Source organism: Streptomyces sp. NPDC005955 (genome assembly GCF_042871255.1).
Classification (GTDB): domain Bacteria; phylum Actinomycetota; class Actinomycetes; order Streptomycetales; family Streptomycetaceae; genus Streptomyces.
The window spans coordinates 333,610-357,216 of record NZ_JBIAIF010000002.1; the positions used below are offsets into that span (position 1 = coordinate 333,610).

General features: G+C 71.6%; 20 protein-coding genes and 2 tRNA genes. 8 read left to right on the forward strand and 14 right to left on the reverse strand.

The features are described 5' to 3' along the window. The first annotated feature begins 24 nt into the window (after positions 1-24). Complete coding sequence (locus ACFYOU_RS06795; protein ID WP_391303966.1) at positions 25-1,008, forward strand: hypothetical protein; 984 nt, start codon at positions 25-27, stop codon at positions 1,006-1,008. A gap of 75 nt (positions 1,009-1,083) precedes the next feature. Here the strand turns inward: ACFYOU_RS06795 and clpX are convergent, their stop codons facing one another. From clpX to ACFYOU_RS06820, 5 genes are all read right to left on the reverse strand, one after another. Further along, positions 1,084-2,370: an ATP-dependent Clp protease ATP-binding subunit ClpX gene (clpX, locus tag ACFYOU_RS06800; protein WP_389763154.1), complete on the reverse strand. Its 1,287-nt coding sequence runs from the start codon at positions 2,368-2,370 to the stop codon at positions 1,084-1,086. A gap of 186 nt (positions 2,371-2,556) precedes the next feature. Beyond that, positions 2,557-3,237, reverse strand: a complete 681-nt coding sequence (locus ACFYOU_RS06805) for an ATP-dependent Clp protease proteolytic subunit (protein ID WP_391303967.1) — start codon at positions 3,235-3,237, stop codon at positions 2,557-2,559. Between the two features lie 166 nt (positions 3,238-3,403). Next, complete coding sequence (locus tag ACFYOU_RS06810; RefSeq protein ID WP_385487988.1) at positions 3,404-4,012, reverse strand: ATP-dependent Clp protease proteolytic subunit; 609 nt, start codon at positions 4,010-4,012, stop codon at positions 3,404-3,406. A gap of 417 nt (positions 4,013-4,429) precedes the next feature. Continuing rightward, positions 4,430-5,836: a trigger factor gene (gene tig / locus ACFYOU_RS06815; protein WP_391303968.1), complete on the reverse strand. Its 1,407-nt coding sequence runs from the start codon at positions 5,834-5,836 to the stop codon at positions 4,430-4,432. Between the two features lie 217 nt (positions 5,837-6,053). Continuing rightward, positions 6,054-6,130, reverse strand: a tRNA-Pro gene (locus tag ACFYOU_RS06820). 148 nt (positions 6,131-6,278) lie between these two features. Between ACFYOU_RS06820 and ACFYOU_RS06825 the strand changes: the two genes are divergently transcribed. Next, positions 6,279-6,352: transfer RNA gene (locus ACFYOU_RS06825), tRNA-Gly, on the forward strand. A 273-nt stretch (positions 6,353-6,625) separates the two neighbouring features. Here ACFYOU_RS06825 and ACFYOU_RS06830 read toward each other — a convergent pair. Further along, a complete protein-coding gene (locus ACFYOU_RS06830) occupies positions 6,626-6,820 on the reverse strand; it encodes a hypothetical protein (protein ID WP_385487460.1) in 195 nt (64 codons plus the stop codon). Between the two features lie 710 nt (positions 6,821-7,530). On the opposite strand from ACFYOU_RS06830, the gene ACFYOU_RS06835 reads away from it, so the two are divergent. Further along, entirely contained in the window at positions 7,531-8,730 is a 1,200-nt protein-coding gene (locus tag ACFYOU_RS06835; RefSeq protein ID WP_391303969.1) for an acyltransferase family protein, read from the forward strand. 3 nt (positions 8,731-8,733) lie between these two features. Here ACFYOU_RS06835 and ACFYOU_RS06840 read toward each other — a convergent pair whose 3' ends face one another. Genes ACFYOU_RS06840 through ACFYOU_RS06850 form a run of 3 tightly spaced genes read right to left on the reverse strand, consistent with a single transcriptional unit; the run spans position 8,734 to position 12,566 of the window. After that, positions 8,734-9,249 carry an HD domain-containing protein gene (locus ACFYOU_RS06840; RefSeq protein WP_391303970.1) on the reverse strand — a complete coding sequence of 172 codons (516 nt, stop codon included), beginning with the start codon at positions 9,247-9,249 and terminating at the stop codon, positions 8,734-8,736. A 33-nt stretch (positions 9,250-9,282) separates the two neighbouring features. Then, positions 9,283-11,769, reverse strand: coding sequence for an FtsX-like permease family protein (locus ACFYOU_RS06845; RefSeq protein WP_391303971.1), 2,487 nt, complete (start codon positions 11,767-11,769; stop codon positions 9,283-9,285). Then, a complete protein-coding gene (locus tag ACFYOU_RS06850) occupies positions 11,769-12,566 on the reverse strand; it encodes an ATP-binding cassette domain-containing protein (protein WP_391303972.1) in 798 nt (265 codons plus the stop codon). The genes ACFYOU_RS06845 and ACFYOU_RS06850 overlap by 1 nt, the downstream gene beginning before the upstream one ends. 961 nt (positions 12,567-13,527) lie before the next feature. On the opposite strand from ACFYOU_RS06850, the gene ACFYOU_RS06855 reads away from it, so the two are divergent. Next, positions 13,528-14,745, forward strand: coding sequence for a cation:proton antiporter (locus ACFYOU_RS06855; protein WP_391303973.1), 1,218 nt, complete (start codon positions 13,528-13,530; stop codon positions 14,743-14,745). Between the two features lie 106 nt (positions 14,746-14,851). Here ACFYOU_RS06855 and ACFYOU_RS06860 read toward each other — a convergent pair whose 3' ends face one another. Continuing rightward, positions 14,852-16,012, reverse strand: a complete 1,161-nt coding sequence (locus ACFYOU_RS06860) for a PP2C family protein-serine/threonine phosphatase (protein ID WP_389772081.1) — start codon at positions 16,010-16,012, stop codon at positions 14,852-14,854. Positions 16,013-16,210: 198 nt separating this feature from the next. Here ACFYOU_RS06860 and ACFYOU_RS06865 point away from each other — a divergent pair, with 198 nt between their 5' ends. Beyond that, the gene (locus ACFYOU_RS06865) at positions 16,211-17,440 is read left to right on the forward strand and encodes a GNAT family N-acetyltransferase (protein ID WP_391303974.1); all 1,230 of its coding nucleotides are present in this window, start codon (positions 16,211-16,213) and stop codon (positions 17,438-17,440) included. A gap of 33 nt (positions 17,441-17,473) precedes the next feature. On the opposite strand, the gene ACFYOU_RS06870 is transcribed toward ACFYOU_RS06865, so the two are convergent. From ACFYOU_RS06870 to ACFYOU_RS06880, 3 genes are all read right to left on the reverse strand, one after another. Next, on the reverse strand, positions 17,474-18,295 hold the full coding sequence (locus ACFYOU_RS06870) for an Fpg/Nei family DNA glycosylase (protein ID WP_389772086.1): 822 nt from the start codon (positions 18,293-18,295) through the stop codon (positions 17,474-17,476). A gap of 76 nt (positions 18,296-18,371) precedes the next feature. Further along, complete coding sequence (locus ACFYOU_RS06875; protein WP_391303975.1) at positions 18,372-18,857, reverse strand: ribose-5-phosphate isomerase; 486 nt, start codon at positions 18,855-18,857, stop codon at positions 18,372-18,374. Positions 18,858-18,991: 134 nt separating this feature from the next. Next, the gene (locus ACFYOU_RS06880) at positions 18,992-19,585 is read right to left on the reverse strand and encodes a biotin transporter BioY (protein ID WP_385487392.1); all 594 of its coding nucleotides are present in this window, start codon (positions 19,583-19,585) and stop codon (positions 18,992-18,994) included. A gap of 372 nt (positions 19,586-19,957) precedes the next feature. Here ACFYOU_RS06880 and ACFYOU_RS06885 point away from each other — a divergent pair, with 372 nt between their 5' ends. From ACFYOU_RS06885 to ACFYOU_RS06895, 3 genes are all read left to right on the forward strand, one after another. After that, entirely contained in the window at positions 19,958-21,385 is a 1,428-nt protein-coding gene (locus ACFYOU_RS06885) for an amino acid permease (protein ID WP_391303976.1), read from the forward strand. An 88-nt stretch (positions 21,386-21,473) separates the two neighbouring features. After that, positions 21,474-21,755, forward strand: a complete 282-nt coding sequence (locus tag ACFYOU_RS06890) for a hypothetical protein (RefSeq protein WP_391303977.1) — start codon at positions 21,474-21,476, stop codon at positions 21,753-21,755. A gap of 312 nt (positions 21,756-22,067) precedes the next feature. After that, entirely contained in the window at positions 22,068-22,709 is a 642-nt protein-coding gene (locus ACFYOU_RS06895) for a superoxide dismutase (RefSeq protein ID WP_385487386.1), read from the forward strand. Positions 22,710-22,918: 209 nt separating this feature from the next. On the opposite strand, the gene ACFYOU_RS06900 is transcribed toward ACFYOU_RS06895, so the two are convergent. After that, on the reverse strand, positions 22,919-23,548 hold the full coding sequence (locus ACFYOU_RS06900; protein ID WP_387002964.1) for a DsbA family protein: 630 nt from the start codon (positions 23,546-23,548) through the stop codon (positions 22,919-22,921). Positions 23,549-23,607 lie beyond the last annotated feature (59 nt).

Genomic DNA, 23,607 nt, shown 5'->3' on the forward strand with positions numbered 1-23,607 from the left:
TAAGCATCGGGGAGGAACCTTCGCATGAGCCACAACCAGCCGGGACCGTACGACGGCCAGCAGCCGCACCAGCCGCAGCAGCCGAACCCGTACGGTCAGCCGGGGCCCTACGGCCAGCCGCCGCAGCCCCCGCAGCCCGGCTACGGCAGCCCCCAGCAGGCTCCCCAGCCGGGCTACGGATACCCGCAGCAGCCCCCGCAGCCGGGGTACGGCTACCCCCAGCAGCAGCCCCCGCAGCCCGGCTACGGATACCCGGGGCAGCCCGGTCAGCCGGGGCAGCCGGGGCAGCCCGGACAGCCGGGGTACGGCTTCCCGCAGCCCCCGCAGCCCGCCGGCGGCAAGAAGAAGACGGGCCTGATCATCGGCGTGGCGGTCGCGGTGGTGGCCGCGGTCGGTCTCGGCGCGTTCCTGCTGCTGGCGAACTCCGACGGTGACTCGGGGCTCGCGGACGACGGACCGCACAAGCTGACCACGCCGGAGCGGGTGCTGAAGGACGAGTACAAGCGGCTCACCCCGGACAAGCCCGCCGAGGACGCGGCCGGCTCGGACACCGCCAAGGAACTGGCCAAGACCGGGGTCACCGAGGCCAAGGCCGTGACCGGCATATATTCCACGATCGACCTCACCCCCGGCAGCCAGCCGACCCCCGACCAGATCACCGCCTCCAAGGCCGTCACCTTCGTCGGCGTGTTCGGCAAGCTGAAGGACCCCGAGGCCGCCCTCGACGCCGCCTTCGCCAGCATGACCAAGGAGAAGTCCGAGGAACTGAAGGTGATCGGCGAGGTCAAGACGGTCACGCCGGACGGCAGCGACGGGGCGGTCTTCAAGTGCCAGCAGGCCGAGGCCAAGGACAAGACCGGGAAGATCGACACCCAGTACATGTGCATGTGGGCCGACTACAGCACCATGGCCCTGGTGATCCCCGCCGAGAGCGGCACCGGCGTCTCGTTGAACGTGTCGGCGCAGGTGACGGCCGACCTCCGCAAGGACGTGCGCGTCAAGCTGTGACGCCCGCCCCCTGCATGCGCGAGGCCCCGGACGACGGATCGTCCGGGGCCTCGCGCATGACCGTGGTGCGCGGTGTCACGCCGTCTTCTGCTCCCCGGGACCCCGGCCCCGGGCGTCCCGGGGGATCAGGGTCGGGTTGACGTTGGAGTGGACGACCTCGGCGGTGATGACCACCCGGGCGACGTCCTTGCGCGACGGCACCTCGTACATCACCGGCATCAGGACTTCCTCCATGATGGCGCGCAGCCCGCGGGCACCGGTCTGGCGGAGGATGGCCTGGTCGGCGATGGCCTCCAGGGCGCCGCGCTCGAAGTCGAGCTCCACGCCGTCCAGTTCGAACAGCCGCTGGTACTGCTTGACGAGCGCGTTGCGCGGCTCCACCAGGATCTGGAGCAGGGCCTCGCGGTCGAGGTTGTGGACCGAGGTGATGACCGGGAGCCGGCCGATGAACTCGGGGATCATCCCGAACTTCACCAGGTCCTCGGGCATGACGTCCTCGAACTGGTCCTTGGACTCCAGCTCCCGCTTGGACCGGATGGTCGCACCGAAGCCGATGCCCTTGGCGCCCGCCCGCGACTCGATGATCTTCTCCAGGCCCGCGAAGGCCCCGCCCACGATGAACAGCACGTTCGTCGTGTCGATCTGGATGAACTCCTGGTGCGGGTGCTTGCGTCCGCCCTGCGGGGGAACGGAGGCGGTGGTGCCCTCCAGGATCTTCAACAGGGCCTGCTGGACGCCCTCGCCGGAGACGTCACGCGTGATCGAGGGGTTCTCGCTCTTGCGGGCGACCTTGTCGATCTCGTCGATGTAGATGATGCCGGTCTCGGCCTTCTTGACGTCGTAGTCAGCGGCCTGGATCAGCTTCAGCAGGATGTTCTCGACGTCCTCGCCGACGTAACCCGCCTCGGTGAGCGCCGTGGCGTCCGCGATGGCGAACGGGACGTTGAGCATCCGGGCGAGCGTCTGCGCGAGCAGCGTCTTGCCGGATCCCGTGGGGCCGAGCAGCAGGATGTTGGACTTGCCCAACTCGATGATGTCGTCACGCCCTTGGGAGCCCGCGCTCTCTCCCGCCTGGACGCGTTTGTAGTGGTTGTAGACCGCCACCGACAGGGCCTTCTTCGCGGCCTCCTGGCCGACGACGTAACCCTCCAGGAACTCGTAGATCTCGCGGGGCTTGGGCAGTTCCTCCCAACGCACCTCGCTCGTCTCCGCGAGTTCCTCCTCGATGATCTCGTTACAGAGGTCGATGCACTCGTCGCAGATGTACACACCGGGACCTGCGATGAGCTTCTTGACCTGCTTCTGGCTCTTGCCACAGAACGAGCACTTGAGCAGATCGCCGCCGTCACCGATGCGTGCCACGAGGTGCTTCCCCTTCGCCTGGGAACCGCTAGCGTAAGCGGCTCCTGGTGCCTCATATTCGACGGTACCCTGCCGGGCCCCCCGTTCGGGCCCCCCTTGGCGTGGTTCACGTCGACTCACGTCAACTCGTGTGGCCCGACACGGACCCGGACCACACCAAGGGGCAGCAAATCATGCCGTGCCGGGTCAGACGACCTTCGCGTTGTTCATCTTCCGCGTCGAGATGATCTGGTCGACCAGTCCGTAGGCCAGGGCGTCCTCGGCCGTGAGGATCTTGTCGCGCTCGATGTCCTCGCGGATCTTCTCGATCGGCGTGGTGGAGTGCTTGGCGAGCATGTCCTCCAGCTGCGCCCGCATCCGCAGGATCTCGTTCGCGGCGATCTCCAGGTCGGACACCTGGCCACGGCCGGTCTCACTGTACGGCTGGTGGATCAGCACCCGCGCGTTCGGCAGGGCCATGCGCTTGCCGGGGGTGCCGGCGGCGAGCAGGATCGCCGCGGCGGAGGCCGCCTGACCCATGCACACCGTCTGGATGTCCGGCTTCACGAACTGCATGGTGTCGTAGATGGCCGTGAGCGCCGTGAACGAGCCGCCGGGGCTGTTGATGTACACGGAGATGTCACGGTCGGGGTCCATCGACTCCAGGCACAGCAGCTGCGCCATGACGTCGTTGGCGGAGGCGTCGTCGATCTGGACGCCGAGGAAGATCACCCGCTCCTCGAAGAGCTTCGCGTACGGGTCGTACTCGCGCACGCCCTGCGAGGTGCGCTCGACGAAGCGCGGGATGACGTAACGGGACTCGGCGCGGGGGCCGGTGTACTGGGCCTCGGTGCGGGCGTAGATGCCGCGGCCGGGGAAGTCGTTCATCGTACTCTCCTGAAGGGCGCTGGGGGCGCTGAGGCGGTCGGCTGGGGGCGCTGCGGGACGGTGACGGGGCCCGGACTCTCCCCGTGGGCCACCGGGCTCCCCGCCGCTCGCGTTCACGAGCGGGCGCATGGGGCCGCGGAGGCCGTACGGTGCCGGGCTTGCCGGTTCAGACCGCCCCGGTGCCTCCGCCGCCCGGCATACCGGCTGCGGTGGGCATGATGTCGTCGATCAGGCCGTACTCCTTGGCCTCGATCGGGTCGAACCAACGGTCGCGGTCCGAGTCACGGGTGATCTGCTCAACGCTCTGGCCGGTGTGGAACGAGGTCAGCTCGGCCATCCGCTTCTTGGTGTGCAGCAGCCGCTCCGCGTGGATCTTGATGTCCGACGCAGATCCCGCGAGACCGGCGGAGGGCTGGTGGATGAGGATCTCGGCGTTCGGAAGGGCGAAGCGCTTGCCCGGGGTGCCCGCGCTGAGCAGGAACTGTCCCATCGAGGCCGCCATGCCCATGGCGATGGTCACCACGTCGTTCTTGATGTACTGCATGGTGTCGTAGATCGCCATGCCCGCGGTGATCGAGCCACCCGGGCTGTTGATGTAGAGGTAGATGTCCTTGTCCGGGTCGGAGGCAAGGAGCAGCAGTTGTGCGGTGATCTTGTTCGCGATGTCGTCGTCAACCGCCTGGCCGAGGAAGATGATCCGCTCGTTGAGCAGCCGGTTGTAGACCTGGTCGCCGAGGCCACCACCGAAGGAAGGCTCGCCGGCGGCGGAGGGCATCAGATTCGTCACGTATCCACCTGCTCGTCTTGCGACGGCGCCGGGCCGTCTCACGTCTTCTGCTGGGGCACGGGACCCCGCGCTGCGCCGCGTGGCGGCGGGTCCGGGGACTCCCCTGCCCTCGTCTTCATGGACCCTAACGCTCTGGGGGCCGGGGGCCATCCCGCACGGGGAACTGTTCGCTGTCAGCGCAGGTCGTGGGCGCCGGGCCCGCGGGGTGCTGGAGCCCGTCGCGGGCCCGGTCGCGGGCCCTTCGGGCGGCCCGTGCGCCGCGGCCCTCGGGGGTCGGTCGCCGGGGTCCGGAGCGGGTGGTCCGTAGGGGTCCGGGGCGGATGGCGAAGGGGCCCGGAAGCGCTGTCACGCTTCCGGGCCCCTTCGGACCACCGCTGTACCGGGTACCCGCTGGTACCGGGCGGGTCAGGACTCCGCGGGGGCGTCCTTCTTCGCCTCGGCGACCTCGGCAGCCTCATCGGCGGCCTCGGTGACCTCAGTGGTCTCGGCGTCGGCGTCGTCTTCGTCGTCGAGGTCGACGACCTCGCCGTTGGTGTCCTTCACCGTGGCGGCCTCGACGACGACCGCGAGGGCCTTGCCGCGGGCGACCTCGCCGACCAGCATCGGGACCTGGCCGCCCTCGACGACGGCCTGCGCGAACTGGTCGGGGGACATGCCGGAGGAAGCGGCCCGCCGCATGAGGTGCTCGGTGAGCTCCTCCTGGTTGACGTTGAGCTTCTCCTTGCTGACCAGCTCGTCCAGGACGAACTGGGTCTTGATGCCCTTGACCGCGGCGGTCTTGGTCTCGTCCTCGAACTCCTCGACCGTCTTGCCCTGGATCTCCAGGTACTTGTCGAGGGTCAGGCCCATCTGGCCGAGCTGGTGGTGCTCCAGGTTGTGCTTGCGGGTGTTGACCTCGTCCTCGAGCAGCTTCTCGGGGACGGGCACCTCGACCAGTTCGAGCAGCTTCTCCAGCACGCGCTCCTGGGCCTGGGTCGCCTGGTCGTACTGCTTCATGTTCGCGAGGCGCTTGCGGCTGTCCGCACGCAGCTCGTCGAGCGTGTCGAACTCGGAGGCGAGCTGCGCGAAGTCATCGTCCAGCTCGGGGAGCTCGCGGGCGGAGACCTGGCTGACCTTGACGGTCACCTCGGCGTCCTTGCCCTCGCCCGAGCCGCCCTTCAGCTGGGAGGTGAAGGTGGCCTCGCCACCGGCCTCCAGGCCCTTGACGGCCTCGTCGATGCCGTCCAGCAGCTCACCGGAGCCGATGGTGTACGAGACGCCCTGGGCGACGCCGTCCTCCAGGACCTCGCCGTCGACCTTGGCCTCCAGGTCGAGGGTGAGGACGTCGCCGTCCTCGGCCGCGCGCTCGACCGGGGCGGTGGAGCCGAACCGGCCGCGCAGCTCCTCCACGGCCTTGTCGACGTCCTCGTCGGTGACCTCGATGGCGTCGACCTCGACCTCGATGCCCGAGTAGTCGGGGATCTCGATCGCCGGGCGGACGTCGACCTCGGCGGTGAAGTTCAGCGTCTCGCCGTCCTTCAGCTCCGTGATGTCGACCTCGGGCTGGCCGAGGACGTTGAGCTCGGCCTCGTTGACCGCCTCGGTGTAGAACTTCGGGAGCGCGTCGTTGACGGCCTCCTCCAGCACCGCACCGCGGCCGAAGCGCTGGTCGATGACCCGGGCCGGGATCTTGCCCTTACGGAAGCCCTTCACCGTGACCTGCTGGTTGATCTTCTTGTACGCCGCGTCGAGGCTGGGCTTGAGCTCCTCGAAGGGCACCTCGACAGTGAGCCGAACCCGGGTCGGGTTCAGGGTCTCCACGGCGCTCTTCACGGTTCGGTCTCCTTGTGGCTGACTTCTTGGGTGTGTACCGGGCCGCTCCGGCGGAACGGGGAGCCTCGGCAGAGTCGCGGCCCTGAGAGACGTACGTGTGCGTGTACAGAGCTGTCTCGTGAGTGGGACAGAGCTGCGTACTGAACGTGCGGACACACGGGCGCGCAGTCTGCATAGTAGCCGCAGCGGATACGCGCCCCAAAGGCGATCTTGATGATGGTCGGGGTGGCGGGATTTGAACCCACGGCCTTCCGCTCCCAAAGCGGACGCGCTACCAAGCTGCGCCACACCCCGTCGGTGCGACACGTAGGGTACATGCCCACAGCCAGCACGGGTTCCGCATTTTCCGTGGTGGCGTGCCGTGGGAAACCGGTGTGCGACGAGGGCCCGGGACCCGCTAGGATGCTGCCGTGCCGCGGTCGATGACCTGCGGCGCGACCGTGCGGGCGTAGCTCAATGGTAGAGCCCTAGTCTTCCAAACTAGCTACGCGGGTTCGATTCCCGTCGCCCGCTCCAGCGCAGTGTCCGGGGTCGGTTCGGACAGGTGATCCCCAGGGTGATCCTGTTCCGGGCCGGCCCTTTTGCGTTGCCCCCGTGAGCGCGCGCCGGGGACGACCGCGTGCCGTCACGGTGGCGCGACACGAGGCGGGTACGGACCCTACGGACACACGGACGGGTGCGGGTGCGGGTCGCTACGGTGCACGCACGGGGCGTAGTCGCCGCTCGGGCGCGCCCCGCGTACGCTCCGTGACCGGCGGCGCTCCCCCGGGCCGGGTGGGTGCGTCGGGTTCAGATGTCGATCGAGCTGATCGAGTCCCCGACCGCGTCGAGGAAGCGTTCGATGTCGTCGGCCATGCCCGTGGAGGCGAGGAAGAAGCCGAAGAGCACGGCGACGACGGCGGGTCCCGCCTTGAGCGATCCGCCTCGTATCAGCACGACGAGGATGATCGCCAACAGCAGTACCACTGATAGCGAGATGGCCACGCTGATCACACACCCTCGGTCGGTTCCACTTCGGGTGGGGGTGCGCCCTCGCACGTCCCACCAGAACCATCGTGCCACCAACGGACCCGGACCATGCGGCCCGTGACGGATCGTCGTGCACGGAAGCGAAGGGAACGTGCACGGAATCGGCGTCGACCGCGGCGGACGCCGGAGCCCGGGCGGGCCCCGCGATCACCTCCGGGTGAATTCCGCGGAGCTGCGCGAGGGCGAATTCGATCCAATGGTTTCCATGCCCACACAGCTTGTTCGCAGGAATTTCGAATGGTCGACCCCGTCACGGCGCAGCCAGCCGCCTCCGGGTATCCGCACGGGAGATCCGAACGGTGCGGGCACTCCCCCAGGTGAGGTGACCGATGGGCCATTGGGGGACATTTCACCAGCATCACCCGTGAGTGTTATGCACCCTTTAAGAGGGATTAAAAGTTACATAGTGGTCAACTTGGGCGTCCGAAGGTCGACTTCGAGGGCTTCCCGGAACGAATGCCGATGCGCTGGTGCACTTCTCCGAATACGGGGTACCCGCCGCCCATGGGCCGATTTACTCAAGATGGATCGCGAGAAACGTCAGGAGGCGTTTCACCACCTGCCGCGTCCGACGCTAGGGTTCCTCAAATGTTTCCCACTGCCCTGCCCCACGCACGTGCGGTGAGGTCGCGGATCGTCTCCCCCAGTTCCTGGTGGGAGGGCCTGTGACCAACTCACTGCGGCCGTCCGCCCGTCATCCGGCGCCGTTGCCGCCGCTCAGCGAACCGCCCGGGCCCGTCGAACCCGCGGACGGAGTGCCCACCCCCCGCACGCGGCGCTCCGACCCCCCGGCGGCGGCACCGACCCCCCCGAACCCGGGCGGCCCAGCCAAGCAGCGCGACCCCTTCTTCGACAACGCCAAGTACCTCGCCATCGTGCTGGTCGCGATGGGCCACGCCTGGGAACCGTTGACCGACCAGAGCCGCACGGCGACGGCGCTCTACCTCTTCGTGTACACCTTCCACATGCCCGCCTTCATCCTCATCTCGGGCTACTTCTCCCGGGGGTTCGACATGAGCCCCGCCCGGGTCAGGAAGCTGCTGACCACGGTGGTCGCGCCGTACATCGTCTTCGAGGTGGCCTACACCTTCTTCAAGCGGTGGGCGGACGACGACCCCGGGCACCGGCTCAGCCTGCTCGACCCCTGGTACCTGACCTGGTTCCTGATCGCCCTGTTCGCCTGGCGGATCTCCACCCCGCTGTGGAAGGTCGTGCGCTGGCCGGTCCCCGTCGCCCTCGGCATCGCCGCGCTCGCTTCGGCCTCCCCCAGCATCGGCGACGACTTCGACCTGCAACGGGTGCTCCAGTTCCTGCCCTTCTTCGTGATCGGCCTGTACGCGCGGCCCGAGCACTTCCAGTTGGTCCGGCGCCGCGAGGTGCGGCTGCTGTCGGTGCCGCTGGTCGCCGCGGCGCTGCTCGTCGCCTGGTGGGCGGCGCCCCGGATGGAGACCGGTTGGCTCTACCACAGCAACAGCGCCCAGGAGATGGGCGCGCCGTGGTGGACCGGTCCCGTGATGACCTTCGCGCTGTTCGGCTGCTCGCTGGCGCTCACCGCCTGCTTCCTGGCCTGGGTGCCGCGCCGTCACACCTGGTTCACGGTGCTCGGCGCGGGCACGCTCTGCGGCTACCTGCTGCACGGGTTCCTCGCCAAGGGCTCCCGCTTCTGGGGCTGGTACGACGCGGCCTGGCTGCACGAGCCGTACGGGCAGGTCTTCGTGACGCTGGTCGCGGGGGTCGCCATCACCCTGATGTGCACGCCGCCGGTGCGGGGTGCGCTGCGGTTCGCGCTGGAGCCCCGCTTGCGGTGGGCGATGCGGCGCGACGCCACGGACGTCGCACGCGGTCGGGCCCGCGACGCCCGTTGACCGTCAGTGGTGCGGCAGGTCCGGCGGGTCCGGGAGGTTCAGGAGGGCTCGCATCGCGGCGTACTTGCGGGTCAGTCGGTCCCGGGTGGGGCCGTCCAGGACGGCGAGCCGCGCGGGGTCGGCGTTGTGCGCCAGGTCGGCCTCCTTCACCAGGCGCGCGCCCGGCGTCCGAAGGATGCGCCGGGCGTACGTCTGCGGGGATTCGCCGGACCGTTTGGTGACGGCGAGGACGATCGCCTTGGTGCGGGGGGTGAGCGCCGCCCCCGCGAGCCACCGCTCGCTCATGACGCCGTCCTCGACGGCGTCGTGCAGCCAGGCCGCCGCGATCTGGTCCGGGGTGCCGCCCCGGGCCCGTACGCCCTCGGCGACCGCCCGCAGGTGCTCCGCGTAGGGCCGACCCGCTTTGTCCCGCTGGCCCTCGTGGGCGGTGCGGGCCAGCGACTCGACCTCCGCGAGGGTGAGGCCCGCGGTGGGCGTGGGGTGCGGGGCGTGGTGGTGGCACCGGGGTGTCTCGGTCACCGGTCGAGTGTGACCGAGACACCGCCGGCGCGGCTACGCCCGGCCCACGGAGCGGAGCACCGCCCGGGCCGGCAGGCCCGTCGCCGCCAGACCGAGGACGACGGCCGCACCCACCAGCGAGCCGTACACCGCCGGGGGTATGTACACGCCCTCGCCGGTGATGCCGCGGACCATGGGGACCAGGGTGGCCAGGGCGATGGCGCTGCCGAGGGTGACCCCCGCGACGGCGACGAGCAGCGCCTCCCAGCGGATCATGCGCAGCACCTGGCGGCGGGTGGAGCCGATGAGGCGCAGGGTGCCCAGTTCGCGGCGGCGGTCGAGCACCGTCATGACCAGGGTGTTGGCGGCGGCGACGGCCGCGAAACCACCGAGGACCGCGGCCATGGTGTGGTTGGCCCAGGCGTTCAGTTCGCGCTCCACCGAGCGGGCCGAGGTGTAGTCCCCGCCGTCGAGGACCGTACCGAGGGCGGCGAGCTGCTGCGGGGAGCCGCCCTCGACCCACAGTTCGGTGGCGAACGGATCGCTGACGTGCCGTGCGACGTCGGCGCGGACCAGGGTGACCTCCGCGAGGCCGAGTCCGTGGCCGTAGGTGGCGACGACCTCGGAGGTGGTCTTGGTGCCGTCCGGCAGGCGCAGGGAGAGCCGATCGCCGATGCCGACGCCGGCCGCGTCCGCGAGGCCCGCGTCGAGGGCCACCCGGCCGGGACCCAGGGCCAACTCGCCGGTGCGCAGCTCCAGGTCCTGCACGGCCGCGAGGGCTGGGGAGGTGCCGTCGACGGCCTGGGCGGAGGCGGTGCGCAGCGTGGCGGACTCGCCGGAGCCCGTCGGGACCAGGACCGAGGTCTTCAGCAGGCCGACGGCGGCGGTCACTCCCGGTCGGTCGGCGGCCTCGGCCACCGCGTCCGGGGCGAGGCCGCCGGAGGCGGGCCGCACGACGTGGTCGGCGGTGACGCCGGCGCTCTGTTGGCGGGCGGTGGCCCGGTCGGTGCTGGTGTGCATGAACAGCAGCGTGGAGGCGAAGGCCACGGCGAGCACGATCGGGGTGATCGCGGAGGCCAACCGGCGGGCGTTGGAGCGGGAGTTCGCGGCGGCCAGGGAGCCCGGGGCGCCGGCGCCGCGCAACGGCAGCCCGACGAGGGCGGCGCAGGCGCGGGCGACCAGCGGGCCGAGCAGCGCCACGGCGAGCATGAAGCACATCACGACGCCCAGGGCGGTGTCCGCGGCGTCCTCCCCGGACACGGACTGGGAGATGCCGGCGAGCACGAATCCGCCGATCAGTGCGGCAGTGCCGAACAGGAGGCGCACCGGGCCGGGGCGGGAGCGTTCCACGGCGGCGTCCGCGAGCGCCTGGCCGGGGCGGACCCGGGAGGGGCGGCGGGCCGCCGACCAGCCGGCGACGAGTCCGGTGAGGATCACGGCCGCGACGGCGATCGCCGGGGGCAGCCAGGAGAGCGCGAGGTCGACGGAGGCGGGGATCGCGCCCTTGTCCCGGAGTTGACCGAACCACCAGGTGGCCAGGGCGATGCCGGGGAGACAGCCGAGCACTCCGGCGAGCGGGGCGACGAGCAGGGTTTCGGTGGCGATGGCGCGGCGCACCTGGCGCGGGGTGGTGCCGATCGCGCGCAGCAGTGCGTACTCGCGGGCGCGTTGGCCGACGGAGAGGGCGACCGTGCCGGCGGCGGTGAAGACGGCGACCATCGTGGCGACTCCGCCGAAGGAGCCGCCGAGGCCCAGGAGGAGTTCCGCGGCGTCGTCGACCCGGGTCTCCTCGACGGAACCGCGGTCCTCGCCGGTGTGGACCAGGGCCTGCTTGCCGAGGGCCGTGGTGACGCGGTCCTTCAGGACGGCGGTGGACACGCCCTTCTCGGGCAGGACCGCGATCGCGTCGACCCGGTCCGGGTGGCCGGAGATCCGCACGGCCTCCCGGTCGGCGAACCACGCCGTGGGGCCGGCGCCGGGCGCGCTGACGAGGGCGGCGACGCGGAAGTCGCGGGCGCCGTCCGCGGTGTGCAGCGTGACGCGGTCGCCGACGGCGGGCGGGGTGCCGTCGGCGGTGCGCACCGGGGTGCCGGTGGTGAGGGCGACCTCGCCGGTGGCGGGGGCGCGGCCCTTCGTCGGTTCCTCGCCGGTGAAGGCGGTGGCGCCCCAGCCGTGCGCGGTGAGGGCGGCCCGGTCCGTCCGGACGGGGAAGGTCACGTCGGCGACGGCGGTGCGGGCGCCGGGCACCGCGGCGGCCTTCGCCACGAGGGAGGCGTCGAGCCGGGCCCGGTCGGGCACGGGGCCGCCGATGTCGGTGCGGCTGTCGCCGCTGCCGGTGTAGTGGTGGGCCTGCTGGTCGGCGGCGGCGACCACGGGGGCGGCGGCGTACCGGTCGGGCGGGGCGGCGGCCCGTACCCCGGACTCCAGGAGGATGCCACAGGCGCTGACGATCATCGCGGCCATGAACAGGGCGATGAAGGTGCCGGCGAAGGCCGAGGGCTTGAACCGGAGGGCGGCTCTGGCGAGTCCGTTGGTGCGCATCAGGCCACGGCTCCGGCGGGCTGGCGGTGGTGGGCGATCAGCCCGGTCAGTCGGGTGGCGATCTGCTCGGTGGACGCTCCGGTGAGTTCGTCGGTGATCGAGCCGTCCGCGAGGAACAGGACGCGGTCCGCCCAGGCGGCGGCGGCCGGGTCGTGGGTGACCATCACGACCGTCGCCCCGAGGCGGTCCACCGCGGTGCGCAGCAGGGTGAGTATCTCGGTCGCCGTGGTGGTGTCCAGGGCGCCGGTCGGTTCGTCCGCGAAGATCACGTCGGGCTCGGTGATGAGGGCCCGGGCGACGGCCACGCGCTGTTGCTGGCCGCCGGAGAGTTCCGAGGGGCGGCGGCGAGCCTTGTCGCCGAGGCCGACCCGGGCCAGCACCTCGGCGGCCCGGCGGGAGTCGGGGCGGCGGCCGGCGAGCCGCATCGGGAGGACGACGTTCTGCTCGACCGTGAGGGACGGGAGCAGGTTGAACGCCTGGAAGACGAAGCCGAGCCGGGCGCGGCGCAGTTCGGTCAGCTTGTCCTCCTTGAGCGCGGTGATGTCCGTGCCGGCGAGGCGGACCGTGCCGGTGGTGGGGCGGTCGAGGCCGGCGGCGCACTGGAGGAAGGTGGACTTCCCGGAGCCGGAGGGGCCCATGACGGCGGTGAAGCTGCCGTGCGGCAGGGCGAGGTCGATGCCGCGCAGGGCGTGGACCGGGTGGGCCCGCCTGCCGTACCGGCGGTGCACTCCGTGCAGTTCGACGGCCCAGGGGGTACCGGCTCGGTGGGGGGTGGTCCGCTTGCTGCGCAGGGCCATGACTGGGGTGCCTCTCGTCGGTGCGTGCGGGCGTTCTCCGGGGCCGCAGGTCGATGCTTCGAACGTACGGACCGTGAGGGTCCGGGCACCATGAGGTCCACCGCAAAGCTGGGGTGGGGTTCTCCCCACCCCAGCCACTGGGGTGGTCCGCGGGTGCCCCGGCGCGGGTCCGGGGAGGTCACGGGCCGGGGCCACCCGGCGGGGCCGTCAGGGCGGGCGCCGGCTCTCGTCGCGGGAGCCCACCCCCTGACCGCGGCCTCGGGCACGGGCAGCCCTCGCCGGTTCCGTGAGCGCCGGTGCGCCCTTGCAACACGAGGACCAGCCGGCCCCGGCGACGCAGGATCAGCCCTCCCGGCCGCACGGGCCCGACCGCCGTGTCGACGAGCACGGGCACGGGCGCCGGCCCGTCCCGACCGCGGGGAGGCCGACCGGCCGCGACGGGCACGGGCGGCGACCCGCCCCTGCGACACGGGGGCGCCCCACGCCGACGGCGGCGTGGAGGACGACCGCCGTCCCGGCGGCCCAGACGCCGGCCCGCCCCGACCGCACGGGAGCCTGACCGGGCATCGGCGCCACAAAGGACGACCGCCGTCTCGGCAGGCACGGACACGGCCCGCCCCAGCCGCACGGCGCCGACTCCGTACCGGCAGCGCGGACCCCGCCCCACCTCAGCCGCGCGGGCGCCGACCCGCCCCTGCGGCACGGGGACCGACCCACCCCGATCACACAGGGCCCACCCGTCTCTGCGGCATGGGGGCTGACCCTCATCTCCGCCGGCGGCGACCCTTTCCACATCAATCGTTCAGTAAACTAACTATTAACGCCTTCTTGACGCGTCTATGCGGCCCTTGGGGCCCCTTTGCGCGCAAGACACCCCTGAAACCCCCTGAAGGCCTCAACGGCCCCAAAGCCCCTTGCACGGAGGAGGAAGCCCATCGGACACGCAGACACGCTGATCGCCATGGGCGGCGCGTTCCTCGCCGCCGCCGTCCTCGCACGGCTCGGCGGGCGTATCGGACTGCCCACCATTCCGCTCTTCATCCTGGCCGGGATACTCCTCGGCCCCCACACCCCCGGCATCGTGCTCGTCGCCGACCCGCACGACCTGGAGATGCTCTCCGCCCTCGGCCTGGTCCTGCTGCTCTTCTACCTGGGCCTGGAGTTCCACCTCGACGACCTCAAGGCGGGCGGGCGCAAGATGGCGCTCGCCGGCGGCCTGTACCTCGCACTGAACGTGGGCGCGGGGCTCGGCTTCGGGTTCGCCCTGGGCTGGGGCACCTCCGAGGCGCTGGTCCTGGCCGGCGTGCTCGGGATCTCCTCGTCGGCGATCGTGACCAAGGTGCTGGTCGACACCGGACGGCTCGGGAACCCGGAGACCCGGCCGATCCTCGGCATCATCGTGGTCGAGGACATCTTCCTGGCCCTCTACCTGGCCGCCCTCCAACCCATCCTGTCCGGCGCCGACGACCTCTCGTCCGCGGCGCTGGACGCGGGCAAGGCGTTCGGGTTCCTGCTGGCGCTCGCACTCGCCGCCCGGTTCGGCACCCGGATCATCGGCCGGCTCTTCGCCACCAAGGACGACGAACTGCTCGTGATCTCCTTCCTGGGCGCCGCCGTCCTGGTGGCCGGGGTGTCCGAGTGGTTCGGGGTCGCCGACGCCATCGGCGCGTTCATGGTCGGCCTGATGCTCGGCAGCACCACCTCCGGGGAACGCATCCGTGCCCTGGTGCACCCGCTGCGGGACGCCTTCGGGGCCATCTTCTTCTTCGCGTTCGGGCTGTCCATCGACCCCGGTGACCTGCCGGTGGTCCTGTGGCCCGTGCTCGCCGCCGTCGTGTTGACGCTCGTAATGAACGTGCTGGCCGGTGTCGGCGGCGCCCGGTTGTACGGGTTCGGGCCCGGTCCGGCCGCGAACATCTCCACGACGCTGCTGGCGCGCGGGGAGTTCGCGCTGATCCTGGCGACCATGGCCGCGGGCGCCGGGCTGGACGAACGCCTGTCGCCCTTCATCGCCGGTTACGTCCTGCTGCTCGCCGTACTGGGTCCGATGGCCGCCGGGCAGTCGCACCTGCTCGCCCGGTTGCTGCCCGACCGACGGGCCACCGGGCCCGACGACCCGGGGGAACCGGCCGCCGAGCACGACCCACGGGTCCCGGCCCCCGCCGAAGCACCCCGCTAGGGACCTCGGGACCGGCAGGTCCCCCGTACGACGAAGGCCGCTGCGGCACCGGTGCCGCAGCGGCCTTCGTCGTGCCGTGTCCGGCGGAGCGACGCGCGGTCCCGCCTCAGCCGGCGGGCTGGGTGTCGCGGGAGATCAGAAGCAGCGCCCGGTCGTCGTTCACGTCCTTGGCCACCGCTTCGATGAGGTGCCAGGCGGCGCCCTGGAACCCGCCGGCCACATAGCGGTCGGCCTCGCCGGTGAGCCGGTCGATGCCCTCGTCCAGGTCGCGTTCCGAGGTCTCCACCAACCCGTCCGTGAAGAGCATCAGCACGTCGCCCTGGCGCAGGCAGCCCTTGAGCGGGTCGAACTGGGCGCCGTCGTAGACGCCGAGCAGCGGGCCTTCGGGCGCCTTCTCCTCCCAGCGGCCGGAGCCGGCGCTGAGCTGGAGGCCCGGCGGGTGACCGGCCGAGAAGAGTTCGTAGTCGCCGGACTCCAGGTCCAGCACCAGGTGGATGGAGGTCGCGAAGCCCTCGTCCCAGTCCTGGCGCAGCAGGTAGCCGTTGGCGGCCGGGAGGAAGGCGTGGGGCGGCAGGGAACCGAGGAGGCCGCCGAAGGCGCCGGAGAGCAGCAGGGCGCGGGAGCCCGCGTCCATGCCCTTGCCGGACACGTCGGTGAGGACGACCTCCAGGGTCCGGCCGCCGTTGGTGCGGGCGGCCACCACGAAGTCGCCGGAGAAGGACTGGCCGCCGGCGGGGCGCAGGGCCATCTCGCGGTGCCAGCCGCGCGGCAGCGAGGGCAGCTTGCTCTGCACCCGGATGCGTTCGCGCAGGTCGAACAGCATGGTGCCGCCGCGCCGCCAGGGCACGCCGACGCGGCTGCGGAACTGGGCGATGAGCAGTCCGGTGAACCCGCACGCGGCGACCACGAGGACCACCCCGGGCGTCACCCGGGCGGGCCCCTCGGCGTAGGGGCCGAGGCGGACCGACTCCACGATGAGCGCGGTCGCGGCGGCGGCGTACAAGGCGAGCAGGCTCGCGGGGCGAAGCAGCAGCCCGCCCGCGACGATCGGCAGCACGAGGGCGGACGGGGAGAACCACACGGAGTTGGCCAGCGTGCCCAGGGCGATCAGGGGGACGGTGCAGAGCAGGCCCACCAGGGCTATCCAGTCGGAGCCGTCGCCGCGGAAGTAGTCGACGCCCGACTTGCGCATGCCGACGCGGGCCCGGTGGAGTTGTTTCTTCAATCGGGCCGGGAACTTCTCTGCTGCCGTTCGTCGTCGTGCCATCGCAGGTGGACCCTATCCAGCGCGCCGGTGAGGGCGCACGACAGGCCCCTCCCGGCGCTCTGTCGGGATCAGCGAATCCACGGGTGAACCCCCCTGTTCCATGGGCCGCCGACCGGCCCGTGCCACCTCCGTGCGGGCCCGGCAAGACGCACGGAAATCGGTTCGCTCATCCTGCTTCGCCCTGATAGTCATGTCTACATGACGACAGAGCTGAGGGTGCTACGACCGGATGACTGGACTGTGTGGTACGCCACACTGGAGCGGGCGTTTGGCGGCGTGGCCGAGGCTCCCGAGGAACGTGCGCTGTGGCAGGAACTCACCGAGGAGAAACGTTCCCTCGGGGTGTGGGACGGCGATGCGTGCGTCGGTACGGCGGGGGCGTTCAGCTTCCGGATGACCGTACCCGGCGGCGCTCAGGTGCCCGCGGCCGGCGTCACCATGGTGAGCGTCGCCGCCACCCACCGGCGGCGCGGCGTGTTGACGTCCATGATGCGGCGACAGTTGGACGACGTACGCGCGCTCGGTGAACCCCTCGCGGTGCTGACGGCCTCCGAGCCGGAGATCTACGGCCGGTTCGGGTACGGCATCGGCACGTACCAGTTGGGCGCGACGATCGACACCCCGCGGGTGACGCTGCCGGTACCGGCGGGCGCGGAGGGGCTGCGGCTGCGCTTCGTGGCCCCCGCGGACGTGCAGGACGCGTGCGAGGCGCTGTACGCGCGGCGGGTGGCCGAGCGGCCGGGGATGATCGCCCGGGCCCCGGGCTGGGAGCGGTTGCCCCTGCTGGACCCGGAGGGCGAGCGGCACGGCGCGTCCCCCTTGCAGTGCGTCGTCGCCGAACGCGACGGCGAGTTGGTCGGTTACGCGCGCTTCCACAACAAGCCGGAGTGGAACGCCTCGGGCCCGGCCGGAGTCGTGACGCTGCGGGACATGGAGGCGGTGGAGCCGGCGGCCTACGCGCAGTTGTGGCGGTTCCTGCTCGACATCGACCTGACCTCGACCCTCCAGGTGCGCAACCGCCCGGTGGACGACGCCTGGCAGTACCTGGTGTCGGACGTGCGCCGGTGCCTGGTGACCACGCGGGACTCGCTGCACGTGCGGCTGGTGGACCTGGGCGCGGCGCTCGAAGCGCGGACGTACCGGGCGCCGGTGGACGTGGTGCTGGACGTGGCGGACGACTTCTGCCCCTGGAACGCGGGGCGCTGGCGGCTGACGGGTGACGCCAAGGGCGCGACCTGTCGGCGCACCGAGGAGCCCGCGGAGCTGCGGCTGTCGGTGCGGGAGCTGGGCGCGGCCTACCTCGGTGGGGTCGGCCTCAGGGCGCTCGCCGCGGGGGGCCGGGTCGAGGAGCTGCGGCCGGGCGCCCTGGACGAGACGGCCACGGCCTTCGGGTCCGACGTGGCCCCCTGGCTGCCCCACGGCTTCTAGCCCCTGCGTAGGGAGCCCTGCCGCAGGGCTCCCCTACGAGGGCTTCGCGGAGGTCGGTTGGCAGGTGGGGCACCAGAAGAGGTTGCGGGCGGCGAGTCCGGCGGTACGGATCTCGTCGCCGCAGAGGTGACAGGGCCGTCGGTCCCGGCGGTACACGTACACCTCCCCGCCGTGGTCGTCGACGCGCGGCGGACGGCCCATGGCCTCGGGGGTGTGTGCGGGGCGGACGGTGTCGATGCGGTTGTTGCGGACGCCCTCGCGCATCAGGTCGACGAGGTCGGCCCAGATCGCGTCCCACTCGGCCCGGTCGAGGTCCCGGCCGGTGCGGTAGGGGTCGATGCCGTGCCGGAAGAGGACCTCGGCGCGGTAGACGTTGCCGACGCCCGCCACGACCTTCTGGTCCATCAGCAGCGCGGCGACGGTGGTGCGGCTGCGGGATATCCGGGCCCAGGCCGGGGCCGGGTCGTCGTCGCGCAGCGGGTCGGGGCCGAGCCGGTCGTGGACGGCCCGCTTGTCGTCCTCGGTGATGAGGGCGCAGGTGGTGGGGCCGCGCAGGTCGGCGCAGTCGGTGGGCGTGGCGAGCCGGAGCCGGACGGTGTCCGTGGGCGGCGGCACGGGTGCCGTGGCGAAGTCGAGCTTGCCGAAGAGCCCGAGGTGGACGTGGATCCAGTCGCCGCCGGGGAACCCCAGGAACAGGTGCTTGCCGTGGGCTTCGGCGGCGGTCAGCGGGCGGCCGTCGAGGAGGGCCGCGCTCGCCGCGAACCGGCCCTGCGGACTGCTGACGCGGACCTCGCGGTCCAGGAAGCGGTCCCGGTGGTCGAGGGCGAGTCGGTGGATCGTGTGCCCTTCCGGCACGGGCGGCGCTCCTGGAGTGTGTGCGGGGCTCGTGCCCGTGGCGCGGGGCGGACTCGCACCACGGGCACCGGGACGGTTACGGCTGCGGGTGGTGGGCCGGGATCGGCGGGAGGTCGCCGGTCGTCTCGTAGGCCGAGAGCATGTCGATGCGGCGCTGGTGCCGGGCCTCGTCGGAGAACGGCGTGCTCAGGAACTTCTCGACGAACGCCGTGGCCTCGTCGGTGGTGTGCATCCGCGCACCGACCGCGATGACGTTGGCGTCGTTGTGCTCGCGCCCGAGGGCGGCGGTCTGCTCGCTCCAGGCCAGCGCGGCGCGGACGCCCTTGACCTTGTTCGCGGCGATCTGCTCGCCGTTGCCGGAGCCGCCGATGACGACGCCCAGCGAGCCCGCGTCCGCGGCGGTCCGCTCGGCGGCCCGCAGACAGAACGGCGGGTAGTCGTCCTGGGCGTCGTAGACGAGGGGTCCACAGTCGACGGGCTCGTGGCCGTTGGCCTTGAGCCACTGGACGAGGTGGTTCTTGAGTTCGTAGCCGGCATGATCCGAGCCGAGGTACACGCGCATGCGTCCGAGTGTGGCATGCCGTGAGCGGAGCGTACGCCCATGGGTCGGCGGATTGGTCCGGACCTGAGGGGCGGGCCCGGGACGCACGACGGCCCCGGTTCCCGGGGAGGAACCAGGGCCGGGGGGCGTCCGGCTCAGCGCTTGACGAGGCGCCAGGCGGTGGGCAGCGCGCCCATCGCGAGGGCGGCCTTGAGGGCGTCGCCGATCAGGAACGGCGTCAGTCCCGCGGCGACCGCACCGGACAGCGACAGCGGGGTGCTCGCGGCGAGGTAGGGCACGCCGACCGCGTAGATGATCGCGGAGCCGATCACCATGGTGCCCGCGGTGCGCAGCATCGAACGGTCGCCGCCGCGGCGGGCGAGGGCGCCGACGACGGTCGCGGCGAGCAGCATGCCGAGGACGTAACCGAAGGTGGCGCCGCCCGCGCCGGAGGTGCCCTCCGCGAACCAGGGCACGCCCGCCATGCCGACCAGGGCGTACAGGGCGAGCGAGAGGAAGCCGCGGCCGGCGCCGAGGGAGGTGCCGACCAGGAGCGCCGCGAAGGTCTGGCCGGTGACCGGGACGGGGGAACCGGGCACCGGGACGACCAGCTGCGCGGCGACGCCGGTGAGCGCGGCACCGCCCACCACCAGGGCGACGTCCCGGACCCGGGCGCGGGCCGTCGAGGAGGCGGGCAGCAGGTCGGCGAGGACCTCGCCGGGGCGAACGGTGACGGTTGCGGTGCTCAACGGGGCTCCCGGGGAGGTCGGACGGTGCAGGGGACGGGCGGTGCGGGGTCCTGGCGGTGCTGGGACACGGTGCTGTGGGGACACGGCGACGCTATCCCAGGGGCCCCGGCGCGCTCACCGTCAGCGGCCGACAAAGGGCGCTACCACGGATTGGTCACCTCCCAACAAAGCAGCTGGGCGAATCACCCGGTCAAGGTGACACTGATCACTGGGGGACTGTGGGGTACCACCAATTCCGGGACGGGGCAGGCGATCTCGCCGATGGCGCGGCTGCCCACCGGAAGGCATGTCCATGACCGTCTTGGGCACGAGTCCTCCGTGCGGCACACTGAACGCCCCCCCACATCCCCTCATGTAATGGAATACCCCCACATGGCTCGACCAGACGCCGAAGCGCGCGCGGACTCCCCCACGAAGGGTGCCGACCCGGGCTCCGGGCCCGCACCGGGCGGCACGCTCGGGCACGGCCTCAAGCAGCGGCACCTGTCGATGATCGCCCTCGGCGGGGTGATCGGCGCGGGACTCTTCGTGGGGTCGGGGGCCGGCATCGCCGCCGCCGGTCCTTCCATCGTCGTGGCGTACTCCGTGTCCGGGCTGTTGGTGATGCTCGTGATGCGGATGCTGGGCGAGATGTCGGCCGCGTACCCGTCCTCGGGCTCGTTCTCGGCGCACGCGGAGCGCGCGATCGGACCGTGGGCCGGGTTCACCGCCGGCTGGGCGTTCTGGGTGCTGCTGTGCACCGCCGTGGGACTGGAGGCCATCGGGGCGGCGGCGATCGTCTCCGAGTGGCTGCCGGGCACCCCGCAGTGGGCGTGGGTCGCCCTGTTCATGGCGGTGTTCTGCGCCTCGAACCTGGCGGCGGTGCGCAACTTCGGGGAGTTCGAGTTCTGGTTCGCCGCGTTGAAGGTCGCCGCGATCGCCCTGTTCCTGGTCCTGGGGGCGCTCGCCATCGCCGGGTTGCTGCCCGGTACCGACGCACCCGGCACCGCGCACCTGACCGGCGACGGCGGGTTCCTGCCCAACGGCAGCGAGGGACTGGTCATCGGGCTGCTCGCCTCCGTGTTCGCGTACGGCGGGCTGGAGACGGTGACGATCGCCGCGGCCGAGTCCGAGGACCCGGTGCGCGGGGTGGCGAGCGCGGTGCGCACCGCGATGTGGCGGATCGCGCTGTTCTACATCGGCTCGATGGCGGTGATCGTGACGCTGGTGCCCTGGAACGACCCGGACGTCGTCGACAAGGGCCCGTACGTGGCCACCCTCGACACCCTGGGCATCCCGGGCGCCGGCGAGATCATGAACGTGGTGGTCCTGGTGGCCCTGTTGTCGGCGATGAACGCCAATGTCTACGGGGCGTCCCGGATCGCGTACTCCCTGGTGGAGCGGGGGCAGGGGCCGAAGGTGCTGGGGCGGGTGTCGGGCGGGGTGCCGCGGGTCGCGGTGGTGGCCTCGTCCCTGTTCGGCTTCCTGTGCGTGCTGCTGAGCTACTGGCGGCCCGACGACGTGTTCAGCTGGCTGCTCAACATGATCGGCGCGGTGATCCTCGTCGTGTGGATCATCATCGCGGTGTCGCAGTTGGTCCTGCGGCGCCGCGTCGAACGGGAGGAGCCCGGGCGGCTCACCGTGCGCATGTGGGCGTACCCCGTGCTGACCTGGGTGGCGCTGGCCGCGATGGCGGGGATCTTCCTGTTGATGGCCCGCCAGCCGGACACGCGGGTGCAGTTGTACTCCACCGGGGCGATGGTGCTGGTACTGGCCGCGGCCGGGTACGCCCGGCAGCGACGGCGCGCCGGGCGGGGGTAGTCGACCCGCCCGCCCGCTCCCCGGCCAGCTCCCGGCACCGTCAAGTCCGGTGCGGAGCTGGCCACTTGGCGTTCAGTACCATGCGGTGGTGTTCCTCAACGGAAGCGGCGGTCCGCGGCGGCTGTTCGTCGTCGCCGGCGTGGGCGTCGGCCTGGCCGCGACGGTCCTGGGCTGGCACGCGACGCGTCCCGTGCACCCCGACTGCATCGTCAGCTACTCCCGACTGACCGACGGCACGGGGCGCAGCCTCCCCGAGGCGGACGGTCGGGTGCCAACGCGCGAGGAACTCGTCGATCACGCCCTCCGGGCGGCCCGGGAGTCGGGCCACTGCGCTCCGCCCCGCCCGCGCTGGCGGCACTGGCTCGACTGAACGCCGTCGACCCGGACACCCGGTGGGGCCGCTCCCCCCGCCCGACCCCGCCCGACTCCGTTCGGCTCCATCCACCCCCGACTCCGTCCGACTCCGTCCGGCTCCGTCCGGTGCGCAGGCGGTGCTTCCGGACGCCCGGTCACCGACCCCCCGGCCGGAGCCCCGTTGAACACATGGGCGCCCGTCGGAGCACCTGAGCGGGGCCGTGACCCGCGCGCCGCGGAGCACCCGGGGGGCGCACGCGTTTACGGGAAGCTGCTGGTAGCGTGCAGTTGCAAGTGATTTGCAATAAGAGGTCAGAGGGGACCCGCGATGGCCGTCTACACACTTCCCGAACTTCCGTACGACTACTCCGCACTCGCCCCGGTGATCAGCCCCGAGATCATCGAGCTGCACCACGACAAGCACCACGCCGCCTACGTGAAGGGTGCCAACGACACCCTGGAGCAGCTGGAGGCGGCGCGCGACAAGGACCAGTGGGGGTCGATCAACGGCCTCCAGAAGAACCTGGCCTTCCACCTGTCCGGCCACATCCTGCACTCCATCTACTGGCACAACATGACCGGTGACGGCGGCGGCGAGCCGCTGGACAAGGACGGCGTGGGCGGGCTGGCGGACGCGATCGCCGAGTCCTTCGGTTCGTTCGCCAACTTCAAGGCGCAGCTCACCAAGGCGTCGGCGACCACGCAGGGCTCCGGCTGGGGCGTCCTCGCCTACGAGCCGGTCAGCGGCAAGCTGATCGTGGAGCAGATCTACGACCACCAGGGCAACGTGGGCCAGGGCTCGACGCCGATCCTGGTCTTCGACGCCTGGGAGCACGCCTTCTACCTCCAGTACAAGAACCAGAAGGTCGACTTCATCGACGCCATGTGGCAGGTCGTCAACTGGCAGGACGTGGCCAAGCGCTACGCCGCCGCCAAGGAGCGCGTGGACAACCTGATCCTCGCCCCCTGACCTGACGCCCCACCCCGCACCACCGCAGTACCGACGCACCACCGCAGTACGTGCCACCCCCCGGGTTAGGGCCGCTCCCGGGGCGGCACCCCAAGGCCCTGCTCGTGATCGTCTTCTCACCGTTCACGGGGCAGGAGCAGAAACGGAAGGTCCCGCGAGGACGTGACTCGCGGGACCTTCCGGCGTTCGCAGCCGTGCAGCGGCGGGGCTCAGTCGAAGACGGGGTCCTGGGTGCGGGTGCGCTTGATCTCGTAGAAGCCGGGGACGGAGGCCACCAGCAGGGTGCCGTCCCACAGTCGGGCGGCCTCCTCGCCCTTGGGCGCGGGGGTGACCACGGGGCCGAAGAAGGCGATCTGCTCGCCGTCGGCGCCGGGCACGGCGATGACGGGGGTGCCCACGTCCTGGCCGACCTTGTCGATGCCCTCCTTGTGGGAGGCGCGCAGCTCGACGTCGTACTTCTCGGAGTCCGCGTACTCGATGAGCGACTCCGGCAGACCCGCGTCCGCGAGGGCCCCCGCGATCGCCTCGCGGGTGTTGCCCTCGTCCCGGTTGTGGAAGCGGGTGCCCAGTGCGGTGTACAGCGGGCCGACGACCTCGTCCCCGTGCAGTTGGCGGGCCGCGGTCACCACGCGGACCGGCGCCCACGCCCGTTGCAGGCCCTCGCGGTACCTCTCGGGCACCTCGTCCAACTTGTTCTCGTTGAGGACGGCGAGGCTCATCACGTGCCAGTGGACCTCGATGTCCCTGACCTTCTCGACCTCCAGGATCCAGCGGGAGGTCATCCACGCCCACGGGCAGATCGGATCGAACCAGAAGTCGACGGGGGTCTTCTGCGTCATGGGTACGTCTCTCCTCAGCGCCCGCGGGCGCGTGCCGGTGGCCATCACACTCATGTGAA